Here is an 18,279-nt window from a genome sequence, read left to right on the forward strand (position 1 = left end):
CAGATAGGAGGATGGGGGGACCCGGCCTCGGGGGCCACGGGGCAGCCGGTATCGGTGAGGAGGTCACCCACTGGCAGAGTCTCCTCTGCAGAGACCCCTATGCAGAGGAGACTCTGCAACCTACGCTGTTGGCATGTCCGACGAACGCGAACGCATCTCACGGCCCGCCAAGCCCACCCGGCGCCTCGATGCGCGCAGCCTGCGAGGGCTGGCCCATCCGCTGCGGATGAACATCTTTGAACTGCTCAGCCTGGACGGCCCCGCCACCGCCACCAGGCTCGCCGAACGCCTCGGGGAGAACACCGGCACCATCAGTTGGCACCTGCGCCACCTCGCCGAGCACGGCTTCATCGAGGAGGAAACCGGACGGGGCACGAAACGCGAGCGCTGGTGGAGAAGGGTCGACGTCTCCAATGAGCTGAACACTGCCGATTTCCGCGACGATCCCGACACCCGGGGCGCACTGTCGGTCTACCTGCACGAACTGCTGCAGCAGCACTTCAGCCGGGTCGTGAACTACCTCAGCGAGGACTGGGACGACACGTGGCGGAGCGCCGGCACCGTCTCGGACTGGAGTGACCTGCGGATGACCCCGAAGCAGCTGGAGGCGCTCAACGCGGAGCTGATGGCTGTCATCGCCCGCCATACCCCTGTTCCGGACGCCGAGCACGCCCCGGACGCGCTCCCTGTCGTCGTGCAGCTCCAGTCCTTCCCCCGCAAGGAGCGTGGCTCCGCGTGAGCCACGGCATACGCGGTGGCCTCCTGCGCCGCCATCGCGACTTCCGCCTGCTGTGGTGCGGCGAGACCGCCGGCAAGTTCGGCGCGTCCGTCACCGGGGTGGCGATGCCGCTGGTCGCCGTCTCCACCCTGCACGCCAGCACGTTCGAGGTCGGTCTGCTGAGCGCCGCCGCCTGGGCCCCTTGGCTGATCATCGGTCTGCCGGTCGGTGCCTGGGTGGACCGGCTGCGGCGCATGCCGATCATGCTGGCCGCCGCCGCGGTCTCCCTCGTACTCTTCGCCGGCGTCCCGGTCACCGCATGGTCCGGCCGGCTGAGTATCGGACTACTGCTGGCCGTCGCCCTGCTGACAGGCACGGCAGCGGTGTTCTTCCAAACCGCCTACAGTGCCTATCTCCCCAGCATTCTGGAACCCGATGACCAGCCCGAAGGCAACGCCAAACTGCACGGCAGCGCCTCCGCCGCGCAGATTGCCGGGCTCGGCTCCGGCGGCCTGATCGCACAGTTGGCAGGTGCGGTGAACGGGATGTTCGCCAACGCCGCGACATTCCTCGTCTCCCTCCTGTGCCTCGCAGGCATCCGGCATCGCGAGCCCCGCATCACCAGAACCGAACATCGCCCCACTTCACTGATCAGTGAAGTCCGCGAAGGCATGCGGCTGGTCGCCCTCGACCCCTGGTTTCGTACGTTCACACTCTTCGGAGCCGCCTCCAACCTGGCTCTTATGGGATACCAGTCAATCCAGGTGGTCTTCCTGATCCGGAGTGTCGGCCTGGCCCCGGGGACGGTCGGCGTCATCATCGCGGCGACCAGTGCTGGTGGCGTAGCAGGGGCATTCGCCGCACGCCGGGTTGCTCACCGGATCGGCACGGCCCGCGCGACACTGCTGTTCGAGCTGGGACTTCCCATGCTCGGTCTGCTCATCCCGCTGACTGTCGGCGGAGCCGGGATCCTGCTCTTTGTGACAGGCGGCTTCAGCGTCTCCGCGGGCGTCGTCGCCGGCAACATCATCAAGGCGAGCTTCCAGCAACGCTACTGCCCGACGGATCTCCTCGGCCGCCTCACCGCAAGCACAGCATTCCTCAGCTACGGAACGATCCCCATCGGAGCACTGCTCGGCGGCGTGCTCGGAACCGCACTCGGCCTGCGCACCGCCATGGCCATCACGACAGCGGGGGTCCCCCTCGCCGCACTGATCCTGCTCTTCTCCCCGATCCGGCGATCCCGGGACCTGCCGACGTCCCGCCCGGCAACAAGTAATCCCAAACTTCCGCTGGATTTTGATGACGAGCCGGCCCTACCTCGTCATTGATCACGATCGCACCGGGCAATTCCCCCTCTGGACCGAGCGCAAAAGAACCTTCTGTCGGCCATCAAGTCGCGGGCTACGCCGCCTGCTCCTCCTCGTCATCGTCGAGTCCGGCGACTTCCGGGTCCCGCAGGGGCCGCAGGCCGCCGCCGGCGAGCAGGGCGTCCAGGATGAACAGGGAGTCGCGCGGGGTGGGAATCTCGCTGCCCCGCCCCTAACATGACGAGCCGTCAGATCAGAGGCCGTCGGTCTCTGAGGGGAAGGAGCCCGACGATGGATGCCGCCTTCACCGCGGAACAGGACGAGATCCGCCGCACCCTGCGCGAACTGCTGGCCGGGCGCGGCGGACCCGACGACGTCAGGAGTGCCGCAGCGACACCGGACGGATACGACACGGCCCTGTGGCGCCGGCTCTCCCGGGACCTCGGGCTGCCCGGACTCGCCCTCCCGGAGGAGTACGGCGGCGGGGGCCGCGGCCCGGCCGAACTCGCCGTCGCCCTGGAGGAGACGGGCCGCGCCCTGCTGCCGTCCCCGCTGCTCGCCACGGCCGTGCTCGCCGCACCCCTGATCCTCGCCCTGGGCACCGGTGCCCAGCGCGCCGCCCTGCTGCCGCCCCTCGCGGCGGGCGAGCTCACCGCGGCACTGGCCGTCCCCGGCGGCTCGCTCTCCACCGCGCTCGGCCTCACCGGCGACCTCACCGGAGGCGCCTGGGCGGGCGGCGGGCGGGCGGGCGGCGTGCAGGCGCGGCCGGCCGGCGGCGACGGAGGGTGGCGGCTGTACGGGGAGGCCGCCCAGGTCCTGGACGGCCACAGCGCCGGACTGCTGCTGGTCGCCGCGCACACGGGCGGGTTCCCCCGGAGCCGCACCCTGCTGTTCCTGGTCAGGACCGACGGGCCGCAGCCGCCCGCCGGCCTCGTCCGCACCCGGCAGGCCTCGCTCGACGCCACCCGGTCCCTCGCCCGTGTCCAGCTGCGCGACACCGAGGCCGCACTCCTCGGCGCCGACGACGGCGTGGACGCGACGGCCGCCCTCGCGGCCGTCGGGCGCACGGCGGCCGTCGCGCTCGCCGCCGAGGCGGCCGGGGCGGCGGCGAGCGCGCTGGAACGGACGGTCGGCCATGTCGGGGAGCGCGAACGGTCGGGCGGGACGGTCGGTTCCTTCCAGGCCGTGAAGCTCCGCCTGGCGGACCTGTACGTACGCGTGCGGTCGGCCCGCTCCGCCGCGTACTACGCGGCCTGGGACCCGGAATCCGGCGGTCTCGCGCTCGCCCAGGCCCTGGAGGCGCTGCGGCTCACCACCGCGGAGGCGGTGCAGCTGACCGGCGGCACCGGCCTCACCTGGGAGGACGGGGCGCGGAGGTACTTCGACCGGGCGGCGGCCGGCGAACTGCTCCTCGGCCCCGCCCACCGGCTCCGCGACCACGCGGCCCAGCGGGCCGGACTGTTCGGGCCGGAGCAGGGCGCCGGTGCGGCGGGGGACGGGCCGGCCGGGCGGGTGGCGGTCTGATGGCGGCCGGGGTGCGGCTCGTCCAGAAGGTGTCCTCGACCCGCGTCTTCGCGCGGATCGCCCCGCACGTCGTACCCGCCATGGACCGCGCGGTGCACCGGCTCACCCGCGGCCGGGTGCTGCTCAGCGCGCGGATGCTGCCGGGGGTGGTGCTGACGGTGCCGGGGGCGCGCAGCGGGCAGCTCCGGACCACTCCACTGGCCTGCATGCCGCAGCCGGGTGACGGGGCGCCGGGCAGCTGGGTCCTGGTCGGCAGCAACTTCGGCCGCCCGGGGCACCCGGCCTGGACGGCGAATCTGCTGGCGCGCCCGGAGGCGGCCGTCATCAACTGGAAGGGCCGCGACATTCCGGTACGGGCACGGCTGCTGGCGGGGGAGGAGCGGGCCCGGGTGTGGGAGGCGGCGCTGGCGTTCTGGCCGCCCTACGCCGCGTACCAGGCCCGGATCGACCGGGAGATCCGGCTGTTCCGGCTGGAGCGGTGGGAGCGGGGCGACGGCCCCGCGTGACGGGGAGGCGCTCGCCGGGCGGTGCGTCCGGGTACGCCGACGGCGGACCACATGCGTGGTCCGCCGTCGGCGAGACAGGACCTGGGGCACCCGGGATCACCGTGCGTCACCCAGTACGGGATCGAGGCGCGGGCGCTACTTCGTCGGCTTCTTGCCGGTGATGCCCAGGTGTACCAACAGCGCGAGGTTCGGCCTGAGTTCGGCCTGCTTCACGCCCCAGGTGGTGAAGCCCTTCTGGTGCGAGGCGACGGCGGCCAGCATCGCGACCAGGGAGCCGGCCATCGCCCCGGCGCTGACGTCCTTGTCGACCTTGCCCTTGGCCTGGAGTTCCTTCACCGAATCCGTAAGGGAATTGGTGACGGAGTTCAGGATCTTCATGCGGATCTTGTAGAACCGCTTGTCACCCTCGGACGCGCCGAGGTCGACGACGCGCAGGATGGCGTCGTTGCGCCGCCAGAAGTCGAGGAAGCCCTCGACGAGTTCTTCGGCCGTCTGCCATCCCGACTTGCCGACCCAGGAGCGTCCGGCGACCAGTTCGGTCAGCCCGGCGCCCTCCTTGGCCATTTCTTCGGCGATTTCGAGGACGGCGCCCTCGACGTCGGGGAAGTACTGGTAGAAGGTCGCGGGTGAAGTCCCCGCCTTCCGGGCGACGTCGATGACTTTGACGTCCCGGTACGGCGAGGAGCTGAGCATCTCGCTGAGGCAGTCGAGCAGCTTCTGCCGCGTCGCCTGTCCGCGTCGGCCGGCCACGCGGCCGTCGACGGTGCGTACTTGTCCTGTCATGCCGTCAGCTTACCGACGGGTGATCGGAGCGCGATTCGGCCGACTGCAAATGGGGAGTGGGGCAGGCCGGGTGGGGGGAGTGGGCGGATTTCGGGGGATGCGCCCTTCGGTCGCCCGACCGGTTCCCCACAGTCTGATTAATGTTATCAACAGCCTGTGGACAACGTCCGTGGATAACTTTCCGTGAGGACGGGATGACGGGGACGTGCGGGGCGTTCTTATCGAAACTTTGTTCGTATCGGTGGGGTCGGAGCGCGGGCCGCCTGGTGCGCGACTACGTTGGGTGTGATGAGCGTCACCACCGTGGGTCGTCGTGCGACGACGGCCTACGACGACGACGCGCGACGACAAACCGTCGACGAGAACGCGCAACGACGCACCGCAACGGAAGGATCCGGGCCCATGGCCGCATTCGCGCAGTCCGCGCCGTGCTGGGTGGATGTGCAGCTCCCCGACCTCGAAGCGGGCAAGCGCTTCTACGGCGAGCTCTTCGGCTGGACCTTCCGGCCCGGCGACGGCCCCTTCGCCGACGCGCTCAGCGACGGGAAGCTCGTCGCCGCCCTCGCCGCCAAGCAGGACGGCCGGATGCCGACCGCCTGGGGCGTCTACTTCGCCACCGACGACATCGTCGCGTCCGTCGCACGCATCCGCGAGGCCGGCGGCCAGGTGATCACCGAACCCGTCCGGGCCGGCCGGTCCGGGGCGCTCGCCCAGGCGGCCGACCCCGGCGGCGCGGTGTTCGGCCTCTGGCAGGCGGATGAGCGCAAGGGTTTCCAGAAGCAGAACGAGCCCGGCTCCTTCTGCTGGACCGAGGTCTACACCCGGCAGAAGGACCGGGTCGACGCCTTCTACGAGGCGGTCTTCGGCTTCCGCTCCGCGGACCTCGACGAGTCCGGCACCGGCGATCCCGGCACGGACGAGTCCGGCGTCGACTTCCGCATGTGGTCCCCGGCCGGCACCGAGCCCGGCCCCGACACCGCGGTCGGCGGGCGCAGCGTCATCACGGACGCGTTCCCCGCCGAGATGCCCAGCTACTTCCTCAGCTACTTCGCCGTGGCGGACTGCGACGCGTCGGTCCGGACCGCCGTCCGGCTCGGCGGCCGGGTCTCCGCGCCGCCCTTCGACATCCCCTACGGGCGGATGGCGGTCCTCCAGGACGACCAGGGCGCCGTCTTCGCCGTACTTCAGCCCCCGGTGTCCTGATACGGGACGGAGTGGGCCGGGACACCCGGAACGCCCCCGGGTTCGCAACCGGGGCCTCGGCCAGGAAGAATCAGGGTGCGCACCGCCGGGTGGTGCCCACTGATGAGACGCTGCACACGGCGGGTTTTTTGGCGGACCTCTGTTCCCTGAGGTCCGTACGGGGAGGTGGCAGGCAAGTGGTGGAGCAGCTGACGCAGCACGACCCGAGGCGGATCGGCCCGTTCGAGGTGCTGGGACGGCTCGGGGCCGGCGGCATGGGGCTGGTCTATCTCGCCCGCTCGGCGTCCGGCCGGCGGGTGGCGATCAAGACGGTCCGTACGGAACTGGCCGAGGACCAGCTGTTCCGGGTCCGCTTCACGCGCGAGGTGGAGGCCGCCCGCGCCGTCAGCGGTTTCTACACGGCCGCCGTGGTCGACGCCGACCCGCGCGCCGCCGTGCCCTGGCTCGCCACCGCCTACGTGCCCGCGCCCTCCCTCGAGGAGATAGTGAATGAGTGCGGGCCGATGCCGACCCAGGCCGTGCGCTGGCTGGCGGCGGGCATCGCCGAGGCCCTGCAGTCCATCCACGGGGCGAAGCTCGTCCACCGCGACATGAAGCCGTCCAACGTGCTCGTCGTCGAGGACGGCCCGCGGGTGATCGACTTCGGGATCGCGTCCGGTGTCTCCAACACCCGGCTCACCATGACGAACGTCGCCGTGGGCACGCCCGCCTACATGTCGCCCGAGCAGGCGCGGGACTCGCGCAGCGTCACCGGGGCCAGCGACATCTTCTCGCTCGGCTCGACGCTGGTCTTCGCCGCGACCGGCCATGCTCCGTTCCACGGGGCCAACCCGGTCGAGACGGTCTTCATGCTGCTGCGCGAGGGCCCCGACGTGAGCGGGCTGCCCGACGACCTGCGGCCGCTGATCGAGTCGTGCATGCAGATGGACGCCTCCCTGCGGCCCACCCCCGCCGAACTGCAGGCCCAGCTCTCCCCGCACCTGTTCGCCTCGGGCGGCGACGACAGCGGTACGGCGTCGGCGTGGCTGCCGACCGTGGCCACCGAGATGATCGAGCAGCGCCGGGGCGGCGGACGTGCGGTCGCCGTCGCGCCGCCGGTCCCGCCCGCCCCCGTGGCACCGCCCCCGCGGCAGCAGCCGGGCGCCGACCGGGACAACGCCTGGCGCAGCGGCGCCGGCGGACGCCCGCCGGCCGCACCGCCGGCGCCCGACGGCGGCCCGGTACGGCTGTCCGGCGCGCATGTGCCGATCGGCCCGGGCCCGCGCGCCCAGGACGTACGCGCGGCGGCGGCCACCGCCGAAGCGGGCCCGGCGACCGGCTGGGTGCGCCCGCCCGCCGGGGCGAAGGGGACGGTCACCGCCCCGACCGCCCCCGTGCCCGCTCCGGCGCACGCGCCCGACAGCGCGCCCCCCGGCCCGGGACGCTGGCGCCCGTGGCGGTTCCGGATGTCGAACGACGTGTGGGGCACCCCGGTCGTCGTCGGTGACCTGCTGTACGTCACCTCCTTCGAGGTGCACGCGCTGGACACCGGAAACGGGCGGCGCCAGTTCAAGACCCGTGACGTCGCCTGGGCGATGGCCGTGGACGGCGGCAGCATCCTCGCCTCCGACGGCCCGTCGCTCTACGCCCTGGACGCGACGAGCGGCAGCGAGCGGTGGCGGCTGCAGTCCGACGCGTGGGTGTACTCCCTGAAGGCCGAGCGCGGCACGGTCGTCACCGGTACCCGGGGCGGCGGCGTCCAGGCGTGGGAGGCGTCCACGGGCGAGAGGCTCTGGGAGATCACCGGCGCGCAGACGGAGTTCGAGACGGCGGACGCCGGCCCGGCCCTCCACGACGGCACGGTCTACCTCTGGAAGGACGCCCGGCTGCGGGCCGTCGACGCCCGTACGGGCACCGAGCGCTGGTCCTACCCGGTCGGCGACGCGGCCTCCTGCGGCGGGGTGCCGGTCCGGGTGACCCCGGCGCCGGACGGCTATGTGTACGTCTGTGCCGGCACCCGGGTCCTCGCCGTGGACATCGTCTCCGGCCATGTGCGCTGGCACTTCGAGTCACCGGCGGTCTTCCTCTCGCCGCCCGCCTTCGCCCCCGGCCCGGCCGTCACCGGCGGTGGCGTGTACCTCGCGGACTACCTCGGCACGGTGTACGCGCTCGACGCCTCGACCGGCAAGGACCGCTGGCGCATCGCCACGGAGTCCCGCAAGTCGATCGAGCCGGTGCTGGTGGTGGCGGGCAACGTGCACGTCGGCAGCGGCAGCGCGCTGTACACGCTGGACGCGGTCACGGGCACCCCGAAGTGGCGGTTCGCCGCGGGCGGCGAGGTCGTGGGCGCTCCGGTCGTGGCCGACGGCCGGGTCCACTTCGGCTCGGCCGACCACGTCCTGTACACGCTGGACGCGGTGGGCGGCCAGCTCCGCTGGAAGCTCGCGACGGGCGGCGAGATCACGGGTTCGCCGGTGGCGCAGGGCGGAGTGGTCTACGCGTGCAGCAAGGACCGCTGCGTGTACGCGCTGGACGCGCTGAAGGGCACGGGCACGGGCAACAGGGCCCGCACGTAGGCCTCCCTGCGTCCGGGTGCCTGTCGGACGGGCTGGAGTGGGTGTCGACCGGGCTGGAGTGAGTGGCCGCTTCGTCCTCAATCGCCGGACGGACCGGACCTGCCCGGCCGGTCCGGCCGGTCCCGCCGGTCCTGGACCGGGTACGAAACGGTCGGCTCCGAGTCGGGGTCACGGTCACGCGGCGGCCCGGACGACGGCCCGGACGGCGGCCCCGACGGATGACCCGGCGCTGGCCCCGACGACCCCACGTACGGCTCCCCCTCCGGCTCCGGCCAGGGACTGGTCTGCACCGACGGCCCCGGCTCCCGCGTAGGCGGCCACGTGTCGGGATCGGCCGCCCCCGGCGCCGCGTACGGCCGCTCCACCCGGTGGCCGCGGCGCCCGCCCCGCCCCGACATCAGAGCCGCGCCCAGCAGGAGCAGCACGCCACCGCCCGCCGCGCCCGCCACGCCCCACCACAGTCCCGAACCGTCGCCCGCGACGGTCAGGCTGCCGGCCGCCTGCCCCTGGCGCACCATCCACAGCACGGTGAACCCGAGCACCAGCACGCCCGCGAGGGCGACCATCGGCCGGAACCGGAGCACCACGCCCACGACCGCCAGGACCGCGGCGAAGAGGAAGGGGAGCAGGATCGAGCCGAACACGCCGGGGTGCGCCCCCGTGATGCCGGTGAACAGGTCGTCGATCCCGTAGTGCCGCCCGAGGCGGCCGTCGTACCAGTCACGGAAGGGGCTCAGCACGGCGGCCGCCGCTCCAAGGAGAGCGACGATCGAGCCGAGGACGTTACGGATCATGTCCGGCACCTCCCGCGCGCGTGAGAGGCGTCGCCGGCCGGCCACGCGGATCCTCACCGCTCTCGACTCGACGCTACGCCGGGGCCTCGGCCGACGCCACCAGACGGATGATGACGAGACCGTGACAGGGCCATGACCGAATTGCCGGGCGGCGGCCGCCATGCTGTGCGCTACGGTGGCGCGCGGCCGCCCATGAGCAGGGGCCGGCACGCAGCACACACGAGGGACAACACAAGGGGGACGTACCGATGGTGCGGCAGCACGTCAAGCTGACAGTGGTCCTGGTCGCGGTGGTACTCGCGCTCACCGGCTTCTCCAGCGGCAGCAAGGGGAGCGGCAAGGGCGGCAAGAGCCGAAGCGGCAAGAGCAAGTCGAGCAGCAGCAGCAGCAGCGGCGGCGGGTGCTCGAACTCCAAGAAGAGCAACGGCACCTACCACGACACCGACTCCGACACCTACCAGGACGACTCCTACGGCTCGTCGGGCAGCACCTCCGGTTCCACGTACGGCACCCCCACCCCCACCGCGACCGCGTCCGACGCCCCGCGCGCGTACGTCTTCCGCTGTGCGCAGCCCCGCAAGGGCAAGCGCAAGGCCGTCACCACCTCCACCGTGCGGCTCACCGCCGACGCGCTCGGCACCCACACCTACGAGATCGACGTGACCTTCCTCGACGCGGGGGGCAGGACCGTCGACACCGGCGAGGCCACCGTGGAGGCGGACGACGGCGAGACGAAGACGGTCTCCGTCCGGATGCGCAACCCGGGCAAGGTCTCCCGGGTGAAGAAGTGCGCGGTCACCGCCGAGCTCAGCTACTGAGCCGGGCTCAGCCCCTGACCGGCCCCGGCGCCGGCGCCCGAGACCCCGCCCTCACCGCGGGCGCGGAACTCACCTCAGGCGGAACTCGCCTCCCCCACCCCCGCCCCGCCCCCTGAACAGCTCCGCCTGCTGCTCCGGCCTCAGGCTCCCGAGCGCGATCAGGTGCGGGGCGTGGGCGAAGGCCTGGGCCCTGGCCGCCTCCTTCGCGGACCAGAGCGCCCGGACGGTCCCCTGGACCGCACCGGTCGGGTACGCGGCGATGACCGCCGCCGCCCGCAGCGCCGCCGCCACCGCGCCGCCGGGCGGGGTCACCTCGCTGACCAGCCCGGTCTCGTACGCGCGCCGGGCCGTGACCCGTTCCGCCGTCCCCATCAGGGACATCCGGGCCGCCTCGCCGAACGGCATCCGCTGCGCCATGGCGATCGCCTCGTACGCGCTGACCATGCCGTACGTGGTGTGCGGATCGAAGAACGTCGCCTCCTCGGACGCGATGACGAACTCCGCCTCGCCCAGCAGGTAGAACGCCCCGCCGCAGGCCATGCCCTCCACGGCCGCGATCACCGGTTTCCACAGGTCGTTGGCCTTCGGCCCGATCGTGAGCAGCGGATCGTCGATCGTGTACGGGGACGAGGGCTGCGGGACGTCCACGCCCCGGTCGATCCCGGTGCAGAACGCCCGGCCGCCGGCCCCGGTGACCACGACGGCCCGCACCCCGTCGTCGTACCGGAACGCCCGCCACGCCGCGCCGAGTTCGGCGGCCGTCGCGAGATCGATCGCGTTGTGCTTCTCCGGCCGGTCCAGGGTCAGCAGCGCGACCCCGGTCTCCTTGTCCGTCTCCGTGCGCAGCGTCATCCCGGCTCACCGCTCCAGTGTCCAGCGGACCAGGGTGGCGTCGGGGGAGACGGGGCAGAAGACCGCCTTCACCGCCGCCCCGATCCGCAGCCGCGCCGGGTCGACGGAGTTCAGCGGCGCCTCGGGCCCGCTGACCACGTTGCCGACCAGCCGGATCTCCGGGGCGTCGGCCAGTTCGACGATCACGGCGTTGTACGGGGCCTGGGCGGCGTACGCGGGCAGCAGGGGCGGATGCGGCAGCACGTACGACCAGATGCGGCCGCGCCCGCTCGTCACCCGCCACTCGCTCTCGAACGACCCGCAGTGCGGGCAGCACGGCCGGGGCGGGAAGCGGAGCTTCCCGCAGCCGTCGTCGGCGCACGCCTGGACGCGCAGTTCGCCGCGGGCCGCGTACTCCCAGAAGGGGGCGCCGTCCTCGTCGGCGACGGGCAGCAGAAGGTCGTCCATCCAGATCAGCTCCTCAGCAGTACGGCGGACGTGGGGACGCCCTCCCCGGCGGTGACCAGGCAGGTCGAGGCGTCGGGGACCTGGGCGGTGGAGATGCCGCGCAGCTGCTTCACGCCCTCGTTGATGAGGTTGAAGCCGTGCACGTACCCCTCGCTGAGCCCGCCGCCGCCCGTGTTGATCGGCAGCCGTCCGCCGCTCTCCAGCGCCCCGCCCTCGGTGAACGCGGCGCCCTCGCCGCGGCCGCAGAATCCGTACCCCTCCAGGGAGAGCGGGATGAGCGGGGTGAACGCGTCGTAGATCTGCGCCACATCGACGTCCTGCGGCCCGAAGTCGGCCTGCTTCCACAGCTGTCGGGCCGCCGTCCAGGCGGGGCCGGTGAGCGGGTCGTCGTTCCAGTAGTTGACCATCCCGTGGTGCTGGGCGGGCAGCCCCTGGGCGACGGAGTGGAGGTAGACGGGCTTCTGCCGGCAGTCGCGGGCCCGTTCGGCGGAGACGATCACGCAGGCCAGCGCCCCGTCCGTCTCCAGGCAGTTGTCGAAGAGGCAGAGCGGCTCGCTGATCCAGCGCGAGGTCATATACATGTCGCGGGTCAGCGGGCGCTCGTACATCACCGCGGCGGGGTTCTGGTTGGCCCGGTTGCGGCAGGCGAGCGCGACGTTGAAGAGGTGGTCGCGGGTCGCCCCGTACTCGTGCATGTACCGCCGGGCCAGCATCCCGATCTCGTCGGCGGGCCGCAGGAGCCCGTACGGCCTGGTCCACTGGGCGGGGGTGGGCAGCTGGACGGCGGTGTTCTTCCACGGGCGCGGCCCCGATCCCCGCTTCCGTGAACGCCACGCGACGCCCACGCTCGCCTGCCCGGTGGCGACGGCGGCGGCCAGGTGCGCGAGCGTGGCGCAGGAGCCGCCGCCCCCGTACCCCACCTTGCTGAAGAAGGTGACGTCACCGGCCCCGATCGCCTTGGCGACCTCGACCTCGTCGGTCTCCTCCATCGTGTAGGAGGCGAACGCGTCCACCTCCGCCGCGTCGATGCCCGCGTCGTCCAGCGCCGCCAGGATGGCCCGGCACGCCAGGGTCTTCTCGGACTCGGGCAGGTGTTTCGCGAACTCCGTCTGCCCGATACCGGCTATCGCCGCCTTGTCCTTGAGCGTCGCCACCCGCCACCTCCGAGGCCGTCATGACTGCTGACAGCGGAGGAGGCTACAGCTAATCTGACGGATAGTCAGCTACGAGGCGGCTACTGCGTTCCGGTGCGACGGGAGGGCGCGAGATGCGAGGCGACGAGGAATGGTCCACCGTCCCGAACCTGGTACGGGAGGCGGTCCGGCGGTACGGGGACCGGGAGGCGGTGGCCGAGGGCCGCACCCGGATCACGTACGCGGAACTCGGCGCACGCGTGGAGCGGGCCGCCGCCGCGTGCATGGCCGCGGGCGTGGAGCCGGGGGACCGGGTCGCGGTCTGGGCGCCCAACACCCTGGACTGGATCGTCTCCGCGCTGGGGGCGGTGACCGCCGGCGCGGTCCTCGTCCCGCTCAACACCCGCTTCAAGGGCGCGGAGGCGGCGTACGTCCTGGAGCGGAGCCGGGCGAAGCTGCTCTTCGTCACCGGCACCTTCCTCGGCACGTCGTACGTGGCGTCGCTGCGCCGGGCCGAGACCGAACTCCCGCACCTGGAACAGGTGGTGGTGCTCGCCGACACCGCGCCCGAGGCCGACGGGTACGTCACCTGGAAGGACTTCCTGGCATCGGGGGAGCGGATATCCGCGCAGCGGGTACGCGAACGGGCCGAGGCCGTCGACCCGTCCTCCCCCTCGGACATCGTCTACACCTCGGGCACGACGGGCCGGCCGAAGGGCGCCGTCATCAGCCACGCCCAGACATTGCGCTGCTACGCGATCTGGAGCGAGCTGGCCGGTCTGCGCGAGGGCGACCGCTATCTGATCGTGAACCCGTTCTTCCACACGTTCGGCTACAAGGCGGGCATCATCGCGTGCCTGATGCGGGGCGCGACCATGGTCCCGCAGCCGGTGTTCAACGTGGACACGGTCCTCGCCAACATCGCGGCCGAGCGCATCTCGGTCCTCCCCGGCCCGCCCACCCTCCACCAGTCCCTCCTGGACCACCCGGCCCGGGCGTCCCACGACCTCTCCGCACTCCGCCTGGTCGTGACGGGAGCGGCCGTCGTCCCGCTCCAACTGGTGAACCGGCTGCGCACGGAACTGGGCATCGCGACGGTCCTGACCGCCTACGGCCTCTCCGAGGCGAGCGGCATCGTCACGATGTGCCGCCGCGGCGATCCGGCGGAGGTCATCGCCTCCACCTCGGGCCGGGCGATCCCCGGCACGGAAGTGCGCGTCCTCGCCGCACCCGGCGCCCCCGGCGAGATCCTGGTCCGCGGCTTCCACGTGATGCGCGGCTACTTCGAGGACCCGGAGACCACGGCCGCCACGATCACCTCGGACGGCTGGCTGCACACCGGCGACGTGGGCGTCCTCGACGAGGACGGCAACCTGCGGATCACGGACCGGATCAAGGACATGTTCATCGTCGGCGGCTTCAACGCCTACCCCGCGGAGATCGAACAGCTCCTGGGTCTGCACCCGGACGTCGCGGACGTGGCGGTCATCGGCGTCCCCGACCCCCGCCTCGGCGAGGTCGGCAAGGCCTACGCCGTCCGCCGCCCGGGCGCCACGGTGACGGCGGACGACCTGATCGCCTGGTCGCGGCGGGAGATGGCGAACTACAAGGTGCCGAGAGCGGTGGAGTTCGTCACCGAGCTCCCCCGCAACGCGAGCGGCAAGGTGGTGAAGGGGGAGCTGCGGGGGCGTTGACGCGCTCAGCCGGCCCCGGGGCACGCGACGGGCAGGCCCGGTTCCCGTGCGGACCCGACGAGCGGTTCGTCGTACCCGACGAACGTCCGGGGGCTGTAGGGGTACGCGAGAGGGCCCGAGCCGGGTGGCTCGGGCCCTCTCGCGGGCTGCGTGCGGCTCAGGTGGCGTGGAGGTTGCCCTGCGGGGTCACCACGGTGGCGTGGGTGTTCTGCGTGGTCACGGGGGTGTCGCCCGTTGCGTGGGTGTTGGCCAGAGCCGGCGACGCGCCGCCGATGCCGAGGGCCACGGCGAACGCGGCGGCGACGAGCGTCTTCTTCGTGCGGGTCATGGCAACTCCTGTGGTGGCATCGGCGTTCGGGTGTGATGTGACGCTAGTGACAGAGGCGCGAGGGCGGGTAGCCCTTGGCGGGAACTGGCCGAGGGTCGACGCGATCGCGTTGCGCGCCCGCATGCGGACATGCAGCGGCCGCGACGGCTCCCCCTCCGCGCCGCCGCGGCCGCTGCCCCCGTCGACAGAAGTCGTCAGCCCTTCGGCTCCGAAGTGGCGTGCATGTCGTCGGTCGTGGCCTCGCCGCCGGTGGCGTGCATGTCCAGGGGCTTGATCGTTCCGCCCGTGGCGTGCATGTCCAGGGTCGTGATCTGCCCCGCGTCCTCGCCGGTGGCGTGCATGTCCTCGGGCTTGATCTCCAGGTCCTTCTTCGCGTCAGCCATGATCGTCTGCTTCCCTTGGCTCATATGTGATGGGTCGGCGAGGCCCGCCCGGCTGTTCCCCCGTGGACTGCCGGGCGGGCGACTCAGGGCCGTTCACATGAGTGCTCCGGCCTTGGCGTCAACCCGTCTGCCCCCCGACGCGGCGGATTGACGTTCATAAGAATGCCCGGCCGCGATAAACGAATGATGAACGCCCCCGGCGGTGCGCCCTACGCGACCGCTGCCGAAGCGACGGACGCCAGGAGTTCGCGCACCTCGTCCGCTTCGCGGGACCCGAGTTGGTCGTATATGGCCAGCGCCTCGCGCCAGCACGCCTGAGCACGTCCGAACTGGCCGATGCTGTTCAGCGCACGGCCGAGCACGGTCAGGACGTTGCCCCGCCGCCACTCTCCCCCGATGCCCCGAAGGGCTGTCAGCGCCTGCTCGGCCTTGGTCGCGGCCTCGGCGGAGCTCCCCGATGCGAGGTCGACCTCGCAGAGGCGGAAGAGGGTCATCCCCTCCCACAGGCGCTGCCGGCTGTCCCGGAAGGTGCCGAGGGCCTCCACGAGGGTTTCCGCGGCGGTGCCGAACTGACCGCTCTGGGTCAGTGCCATGCCCAGGGCGTACCGTCCGTTCGCACTACGGAGGGCGTGCCCCAGGCTGTCGTAGATGTGGGTGCCCTGCTGGGCCAAGGAGACCGCGCTCTCGGTCCGCTCGGTGGCGAGGTGGATGCGCGACAGGTTGCACAGGGCGCTGGCCTCGCCCGGACGGTCCTCGATCTGGCGGAACCGGTCGATGGCGAGGCTGAGGTACTTCTCGCCGGCGTCGTGGCGACTCTCGTAGAGGGCCATGATCCCGAGCGCGTTCGGCGCCCAGCAGCCGGGCAGCGGGTCGGCCGTCGTCTCGACGAGTCCCATCACCTGCTCCGCCTCGTCCTTGGCCTGGTCGAAGCGGCCGGAGGTGTGGTGGACGTCGGCCAGCGTCATCAGTGCCCGGACCTCGGTGCGTCGGTCGCGGGCCTCGCGGGCGGCGTCCAGCACGGCGAGGGCGGTGGACTCGTACTGCTTCGAGTTCGCACCGGACTCACCCAGGTCGAGCGCCGACCAGAGGAGGTCGACGGACCGGGGCAGGGTGCCGGGGGTGGAGGACTGCCGTACGCAGGCGAGCAGCGGGCCGGCCTCGGCGTAGAGCCAGTCACGCGCCGCGTTCCTCTCCCTGAACGACAGCCCCGCGTACTCCGTCGGTTCCAGGTGATCCACCAACCGGTCCCCCGGCCGCTCCAGCGCGTACACCCCCGCCGCGGTGGCCAGATAGAAGTCCAGCAGCCGCGACAACGCGGATTCCCGCTCCTGTGGCGACCGCTCGTCGCGCTCCGCGCAGGAACGCGCGTAGAGGCGGACCAGGTCGTGGTAGCGGTAGCGGCCCGGGGCCGCCGACTCCAGGAGGGACGTGTCGACCAGGGCCTCCAGGAGGTCCTCCGCCGTGTGGGTCTCCATGTCCAGCAGGGCCGCCGCCGCGGCCAGGGAGATGTCCGGGCCGTCCGCGAGGCCCAGGAGGCGGAAGGCGCGGGCCTGGGCCGGCTCCAGCTGGCCGTAGCCGAGTTCGAAGGTCGCCTTCACCGCGAGGTCGCCCGCCTGGAGCTCGTCCAGGCGGCGGCGCTCGTCCGCCAGCTTCGCGGCGAGGACGGAGACCGTCCAGGTGCGGCGGGCCGCCAGGCGGGAGGCGGCGATGCGGATGGCCAGGGGGAGGAAGCCGCAGGCGGCGACGACGTCGAGCGCCGCCTCGCGCTCCGCGTTGATGCGCTCCTCGCCGACGATCCGGGTGAACAGCTGGAGCGCCTCCTCGGGCGACATCACGTCCAGGTCGACCAGGTGCGCGCCCGCGAGGTCGACCATCCGGACCCGGCTGGTGACCAGCGCCGCACACCCGGCCGTGCCGGGGAGCAGCGGGCGGATCTGGGCCGCGTCATGGGCGTTGTCGAGGAGGACCAGGATGCGGCGGCCGTCCAGCGTGGAGCGGTAGAGCGCGGCGCGTTCGTCCAGGGAGTCGGGGATCGCCGAGTCCGCCGTGCCCAGGGCACGCAGGAACGCGCCGAGGACGGTCTCCGGTTCGGCGGCCCGGCCGCCCGCGCCCTGGAGGTCCACGTACAACTGGCCGTCCGGGAAGTGCCGGCGGGCCTGGTGGGCGACGTGCACGGCGAGGGTCGTCTTGCCCACGCCGCCGATCCCGGCCAGCGCGGACACCGCCATGACGGAACCCTCGGCCGTGGCGAGGCGGTCGCCCAGTTCCCGTACGAAGGAGGCGCGGCCGGTGAAGTCCGGGACCGTGGCCGGGAGTTGCGCGGGCCGGACCGGGGCGGCGGCCGGTGCGGTCTCGTCCGCCGGGCGCGCGAGTTCCTCGTCCGCGCGCAGGATGCGCTGCTGGAGAGCGGCTAGTTCGGGGCGTGGGTCGACGCCCAGTTCCTCGGCCAGCAGCCGCCGGGTGTCGGCGTAGACGGCGAGGGCCTCGGCCTGCCGGCCGCTGCGGTACAGGGCCACCATCAGGAGTTCGCGCAGCCGCTCGCGCAGCGGGTGCGCGGCGGTGAGCGCGGTCAGTTCGGAGACCGCCTCCGCATGGGCGCCGACCTCCAGGTCCAGGTCGAGGCGGGTCTCGGTGAGCTGGAGCCGCCACTCCTCCAGCCGGGTGCGCTGGTACTCGGCGTACGGGCCGGGCACGGAGGCCAGGGTCTCGCCGTCCCAGAGGCCGAGTGCCTCGTTCAGCAGTGTTCTGGCCCGGCCGCGGTCACCCGAGGCCCGGGCCTTCTCGGCGTCGGCCGCCCGCTGCTGGGCCACGGTCACGTCGAGCGCCTCGGGGCCGATCCGCATCGCGTACCCGCCGGAGTCGCTGGCCAGGGTGAGCGGGCCCAGGGCCTTGCGGAGCCGGGAGGCGTAGGTGCGCACCGCGGCCAGGGCCTGGGAGGGCGGGTCCTCGCCCCAGATGGCGTCGATGAGTTCGGCGGCCGTCGCGGTGCGTCCGCCCCTGAGCAGCAGAGCGGTCAGCAGGGCGCGCTGCTGCGGCGAGCCGGAGGGCAGCGTCTCGTCGCCCCGCCGGGCCCGTACCGGACCGAGCACGCAGAACCGCAGACCGGCAGCATCCTCCGCCGGCCCCTGCTCCGGGGCGCGTTGCTCCGGAACACGTACCCGTGGCCCGTCGTCACGGCCCATTGCTGCCTCCAGTTTTGCCCTGCGCGCTGTCCGGCACGATCTGCATATG

Annotated in this window: 16 protein-coding genes; 8 read left to right on the plus strand and 8 right to left on the minus strand. The window is 72.6% G+C overall.

All coding sequences use genetic code 11. The features are described 5' to 3' along the window. Positions 1 to 133: 133 nt before the first annotated feature. The 4 genes from ABZ454_RS20735 to ABZ454_RS20750 all read left to right on the plus strand — a co-directional run bounded on the left by ABZ454_RS20735 (position 134) and on the right by ABZ454_RS20750 (position 4,058). Positions 134 to 739: a helix-turn-helix domain-containing protein gene (locus ABZ454_RS20735; protein WP_359539787.1), complete on the plus strand. Its 606-nt coding sequence runs from the start codon at positions 134 to 136 to the stop codon at positions 737 to 739. Further along, positions 736 to 2,049 (plus strand): MFS transporter, encoded by a 1,314-nt coding sequence (locus tag ABZ454_RS20740; protein WP_359539790.1) that lies wholly within the window; start codon positions 736 to 738, stop codon positions 2,047 to 2,049. The genes ABZ454_RS20735 and ABZ454_RS20740 overlap by 4 nt, the downstream gene beginning before the upstream one ends. Positions 2,050 to 2,319: 270 nt before the next feature. Continuing rightward, complete coding sequence (locus ABZ454_RS20745) at positions 2,320 to 3,552, plus strand: acyl-CoA dehydrogenase family protein (protein WP_359539792.1); 1,233 nt, start codon at positions 2,320 to 2,322, stop codon at positions 3,550 to 3,552. Continuing rightward, on the plus strand, positions 3,552 to 4,058 hold the full coding sequence (locus tag ABZ454_RS20750) for a nitroreductase family deazaflavin-dependent oxidoreductase (RefSeq protein ID WP_359539793.1): 507 nt from the start codon (positions 3,552 to 3,554) through the stop codon (positions 4,056 to 4,058). Before ABZ454_RS20745 ends, ABZ454_RS20750 begins: the two co-directional genes overlap by 1 nt. A 135-nt stretch (positions 4,059 to 4,193) precedes the next feature. On the opposite strand, the gene ABZ454_RS20755 is transcribed toward ABZ454_RS20750, so the two are convergent. Beyond that, a complete protein-coding gene (locus ABZ454_RS20755) occupies positions 4,194 to 4,841 on the minus strand; it encodes a TetR family transcriptional regulator (RefSeq protein ID WP_356320495.1) in 648 nt (215 codons plus the stop codon). A 402-nt stretch (positions 4,842 to 5,243) separates the two neighbouring features. Here ABZ454_RS20755 and ABZ454_RS20760 point away from each other — a divergent pair, with 402 nt between their 5' ends. Both ABZ454_RS20760 and ABZ454_RS20765 read left to right on the plus strand, forming a co-directional pair. Further along, positions 5,244 to 6,044 carry a VOC family protein gene (locus tag ABZ454_RS20760; RefSeq protein WP_356320493.1) on the plus strand — a complete coding sequence of 267 codons (801 nt, stop codon included), beginning with the start codon at positions 5,244 to 5,246 and terminating at the stop codon, positions 6,042 to 6,044. 179 nt (positions 6,045 to 6,223) lie between these two features. Beyond that, positions 6,224 to 8,599, plus strand: a complete 2,376-nt coding sequence (locus tag ABZ454_RS20765; protein WP_356320583.1) for a PQQ-binding-like beta-propeller repeat protein — start codon at positions 6,224 to 6,226, stop codon at positions 8,597 to 8,599. Positions 8,600 to 8,676: 77 nt separating this feature from the next. On the opposite strand, the gene ABZ454_RS20770 is transcribed toward ABZ454_RS20765, so the two are convergent. Further along, a complete protein-coding gene (locus ABZ454_RS20770) occupies positions 8,677 to 9,393 on the minus strand; it encodes a hypothetical protein (protein WP_359539796.1) in 717 nt (238 codons plus the stop codon). 248 nt (positions 9,394 to 9,641) lie between these two features. Here ABZ454_RS20770 and ABZ454_RS20775 point away from each other — a divergent pair, with 248 nt between their 5' ends. Next, on the plus strand, positions 9,642 to 10,211 hold the full coding sequence (locus ABZ454_RS20775) for a hypothetical protein (RefSeq protein WP_359539797.1): 570 nt from the start codon (positions 9,642 to 9,644) through the stop codon (positions 10,209 to 10,211). Between the two features lie 69 nt (positions 10,212 to 10,280). On the opposite strand, the gene ABZ454_RS20780 is transcribed toward ABZ454_RS20775, so the two are convergent. The 3 genes from ABZ454_RS20780 to ABZ454_RS20790 are packed head-to-tail and all read right to left on the minus strand — an operon-like array spanning position 10,281 to position 12,664. Beyond that, positions 10,281 to 11,063: an enoyl-CoA hydratase/isomerase family protein gene (locus tag ABZ454_RS20780; protein ID WP_356320487.1), complete on the minus strand. Its 783-nt coding sequence runs from the start codon at positions 11,061 to 11,063 to the stop codon at positions 10,281 to 10,283. Between the two features lie 6 nt (positions 11,064 to 11,069). Then, positions 11,070 to 11,510, minus strand: coding sequence for an OB-fold domain-containing protein (locus tag ABZ454_RS20785; RefSeq protein WP_359539798.1), 441 nt, complete (start codon positions 11,508 to 11,510; stop codon positions 11,070 to 11,072). Positions 11,511 to 11,515: 5 nt separating this feature from the next. After that, positions 11,516 to 12,664, minus strand: coding sequence for a lipid-transfer protein (locus ABZ454_RS20790; RefSeq protein WP_356320483.1), 1,149 nt, complete (start codon positions 12,662 to 12,664; stop codon positions 11,516 to 11,518). 113 nt (positions 12,665 to 12,777) lie between these two features. On the opposite strand from ABZ454_RS20790, the gene ABZ454_RS20795 reads away from it, so the two are divergent. Next, a complete protein-coding gene (locus ABZ454_RS20795; protein ID WP_359539802.1) occupies positions 12,778 to 14,337 on the plus strand; it encodes a FadD3 family acyl-CoA ligase in 1,560 nt (519 codons plus the stop codon). A gap of 157 nt (positions 14,338 to 14,494) precedes the next feature. Here ABZ454_RS20795 and ABZ454_RS20800 read toward each other — a convergent pair whose 3' ends face one another. From ABZ454_RS20800 to ABZ454_RS20810, 3 genes are all read right to left on the minus strand, one after another. Then, the gene (locus tag ABZ454_RS20800; RefSeq protein ID WP_356320479.1) at positions 14,495 to 14,665 is read right to left on the minus strand and encodes a hypothetical protein; all 171 of its coding nucleotides are present in this window, start codon (positions 14,663 to 14,665) and stop codon (positions 14,495 to 14,497) included. A 194-nt stretch (positions 14,666 to 14,859) separates the two neighbouring features. After that, the gene (locus ABZ454_RS20805; protein WP_356320477.1) at positions 14,860 to 15,048 is read right to left on the minus strand and encodes a hypothetical protein; all 189 of its coding nucleotides are present in this window, start codon (positions 15,046 to 15,048) and stop codon (positions 14,860 to 14,862) included. 209 nt (positions 15,049 to 15,257) lie between these two features. After that, positions 15,258 to 18,230 carry a BTAD domain-containing putative transcriptional regulator gene (locus tag ABZ454_RS20810; RefSeq protein ID WP_356320475.1) on the minus strand — a complete coding sequence of 991 codons (2,973 nt, stop codon included), beginning with the start codon at positions 18,228 to 18,230 and terminating at the stop codon, positions 15,258 to 15,260. Between the last annotated feature and the right edge of the window lie 49 nt (positions 18,231 to 18,279).

The organism is Streptomyces sp. NPDC005803 (assembly GCF_040630435.1).
Lineage (GTDB): Bacteria > Actinomycetota > Actinomycetes > Streptomycetales > Streptomycetaceae > Streptomyces.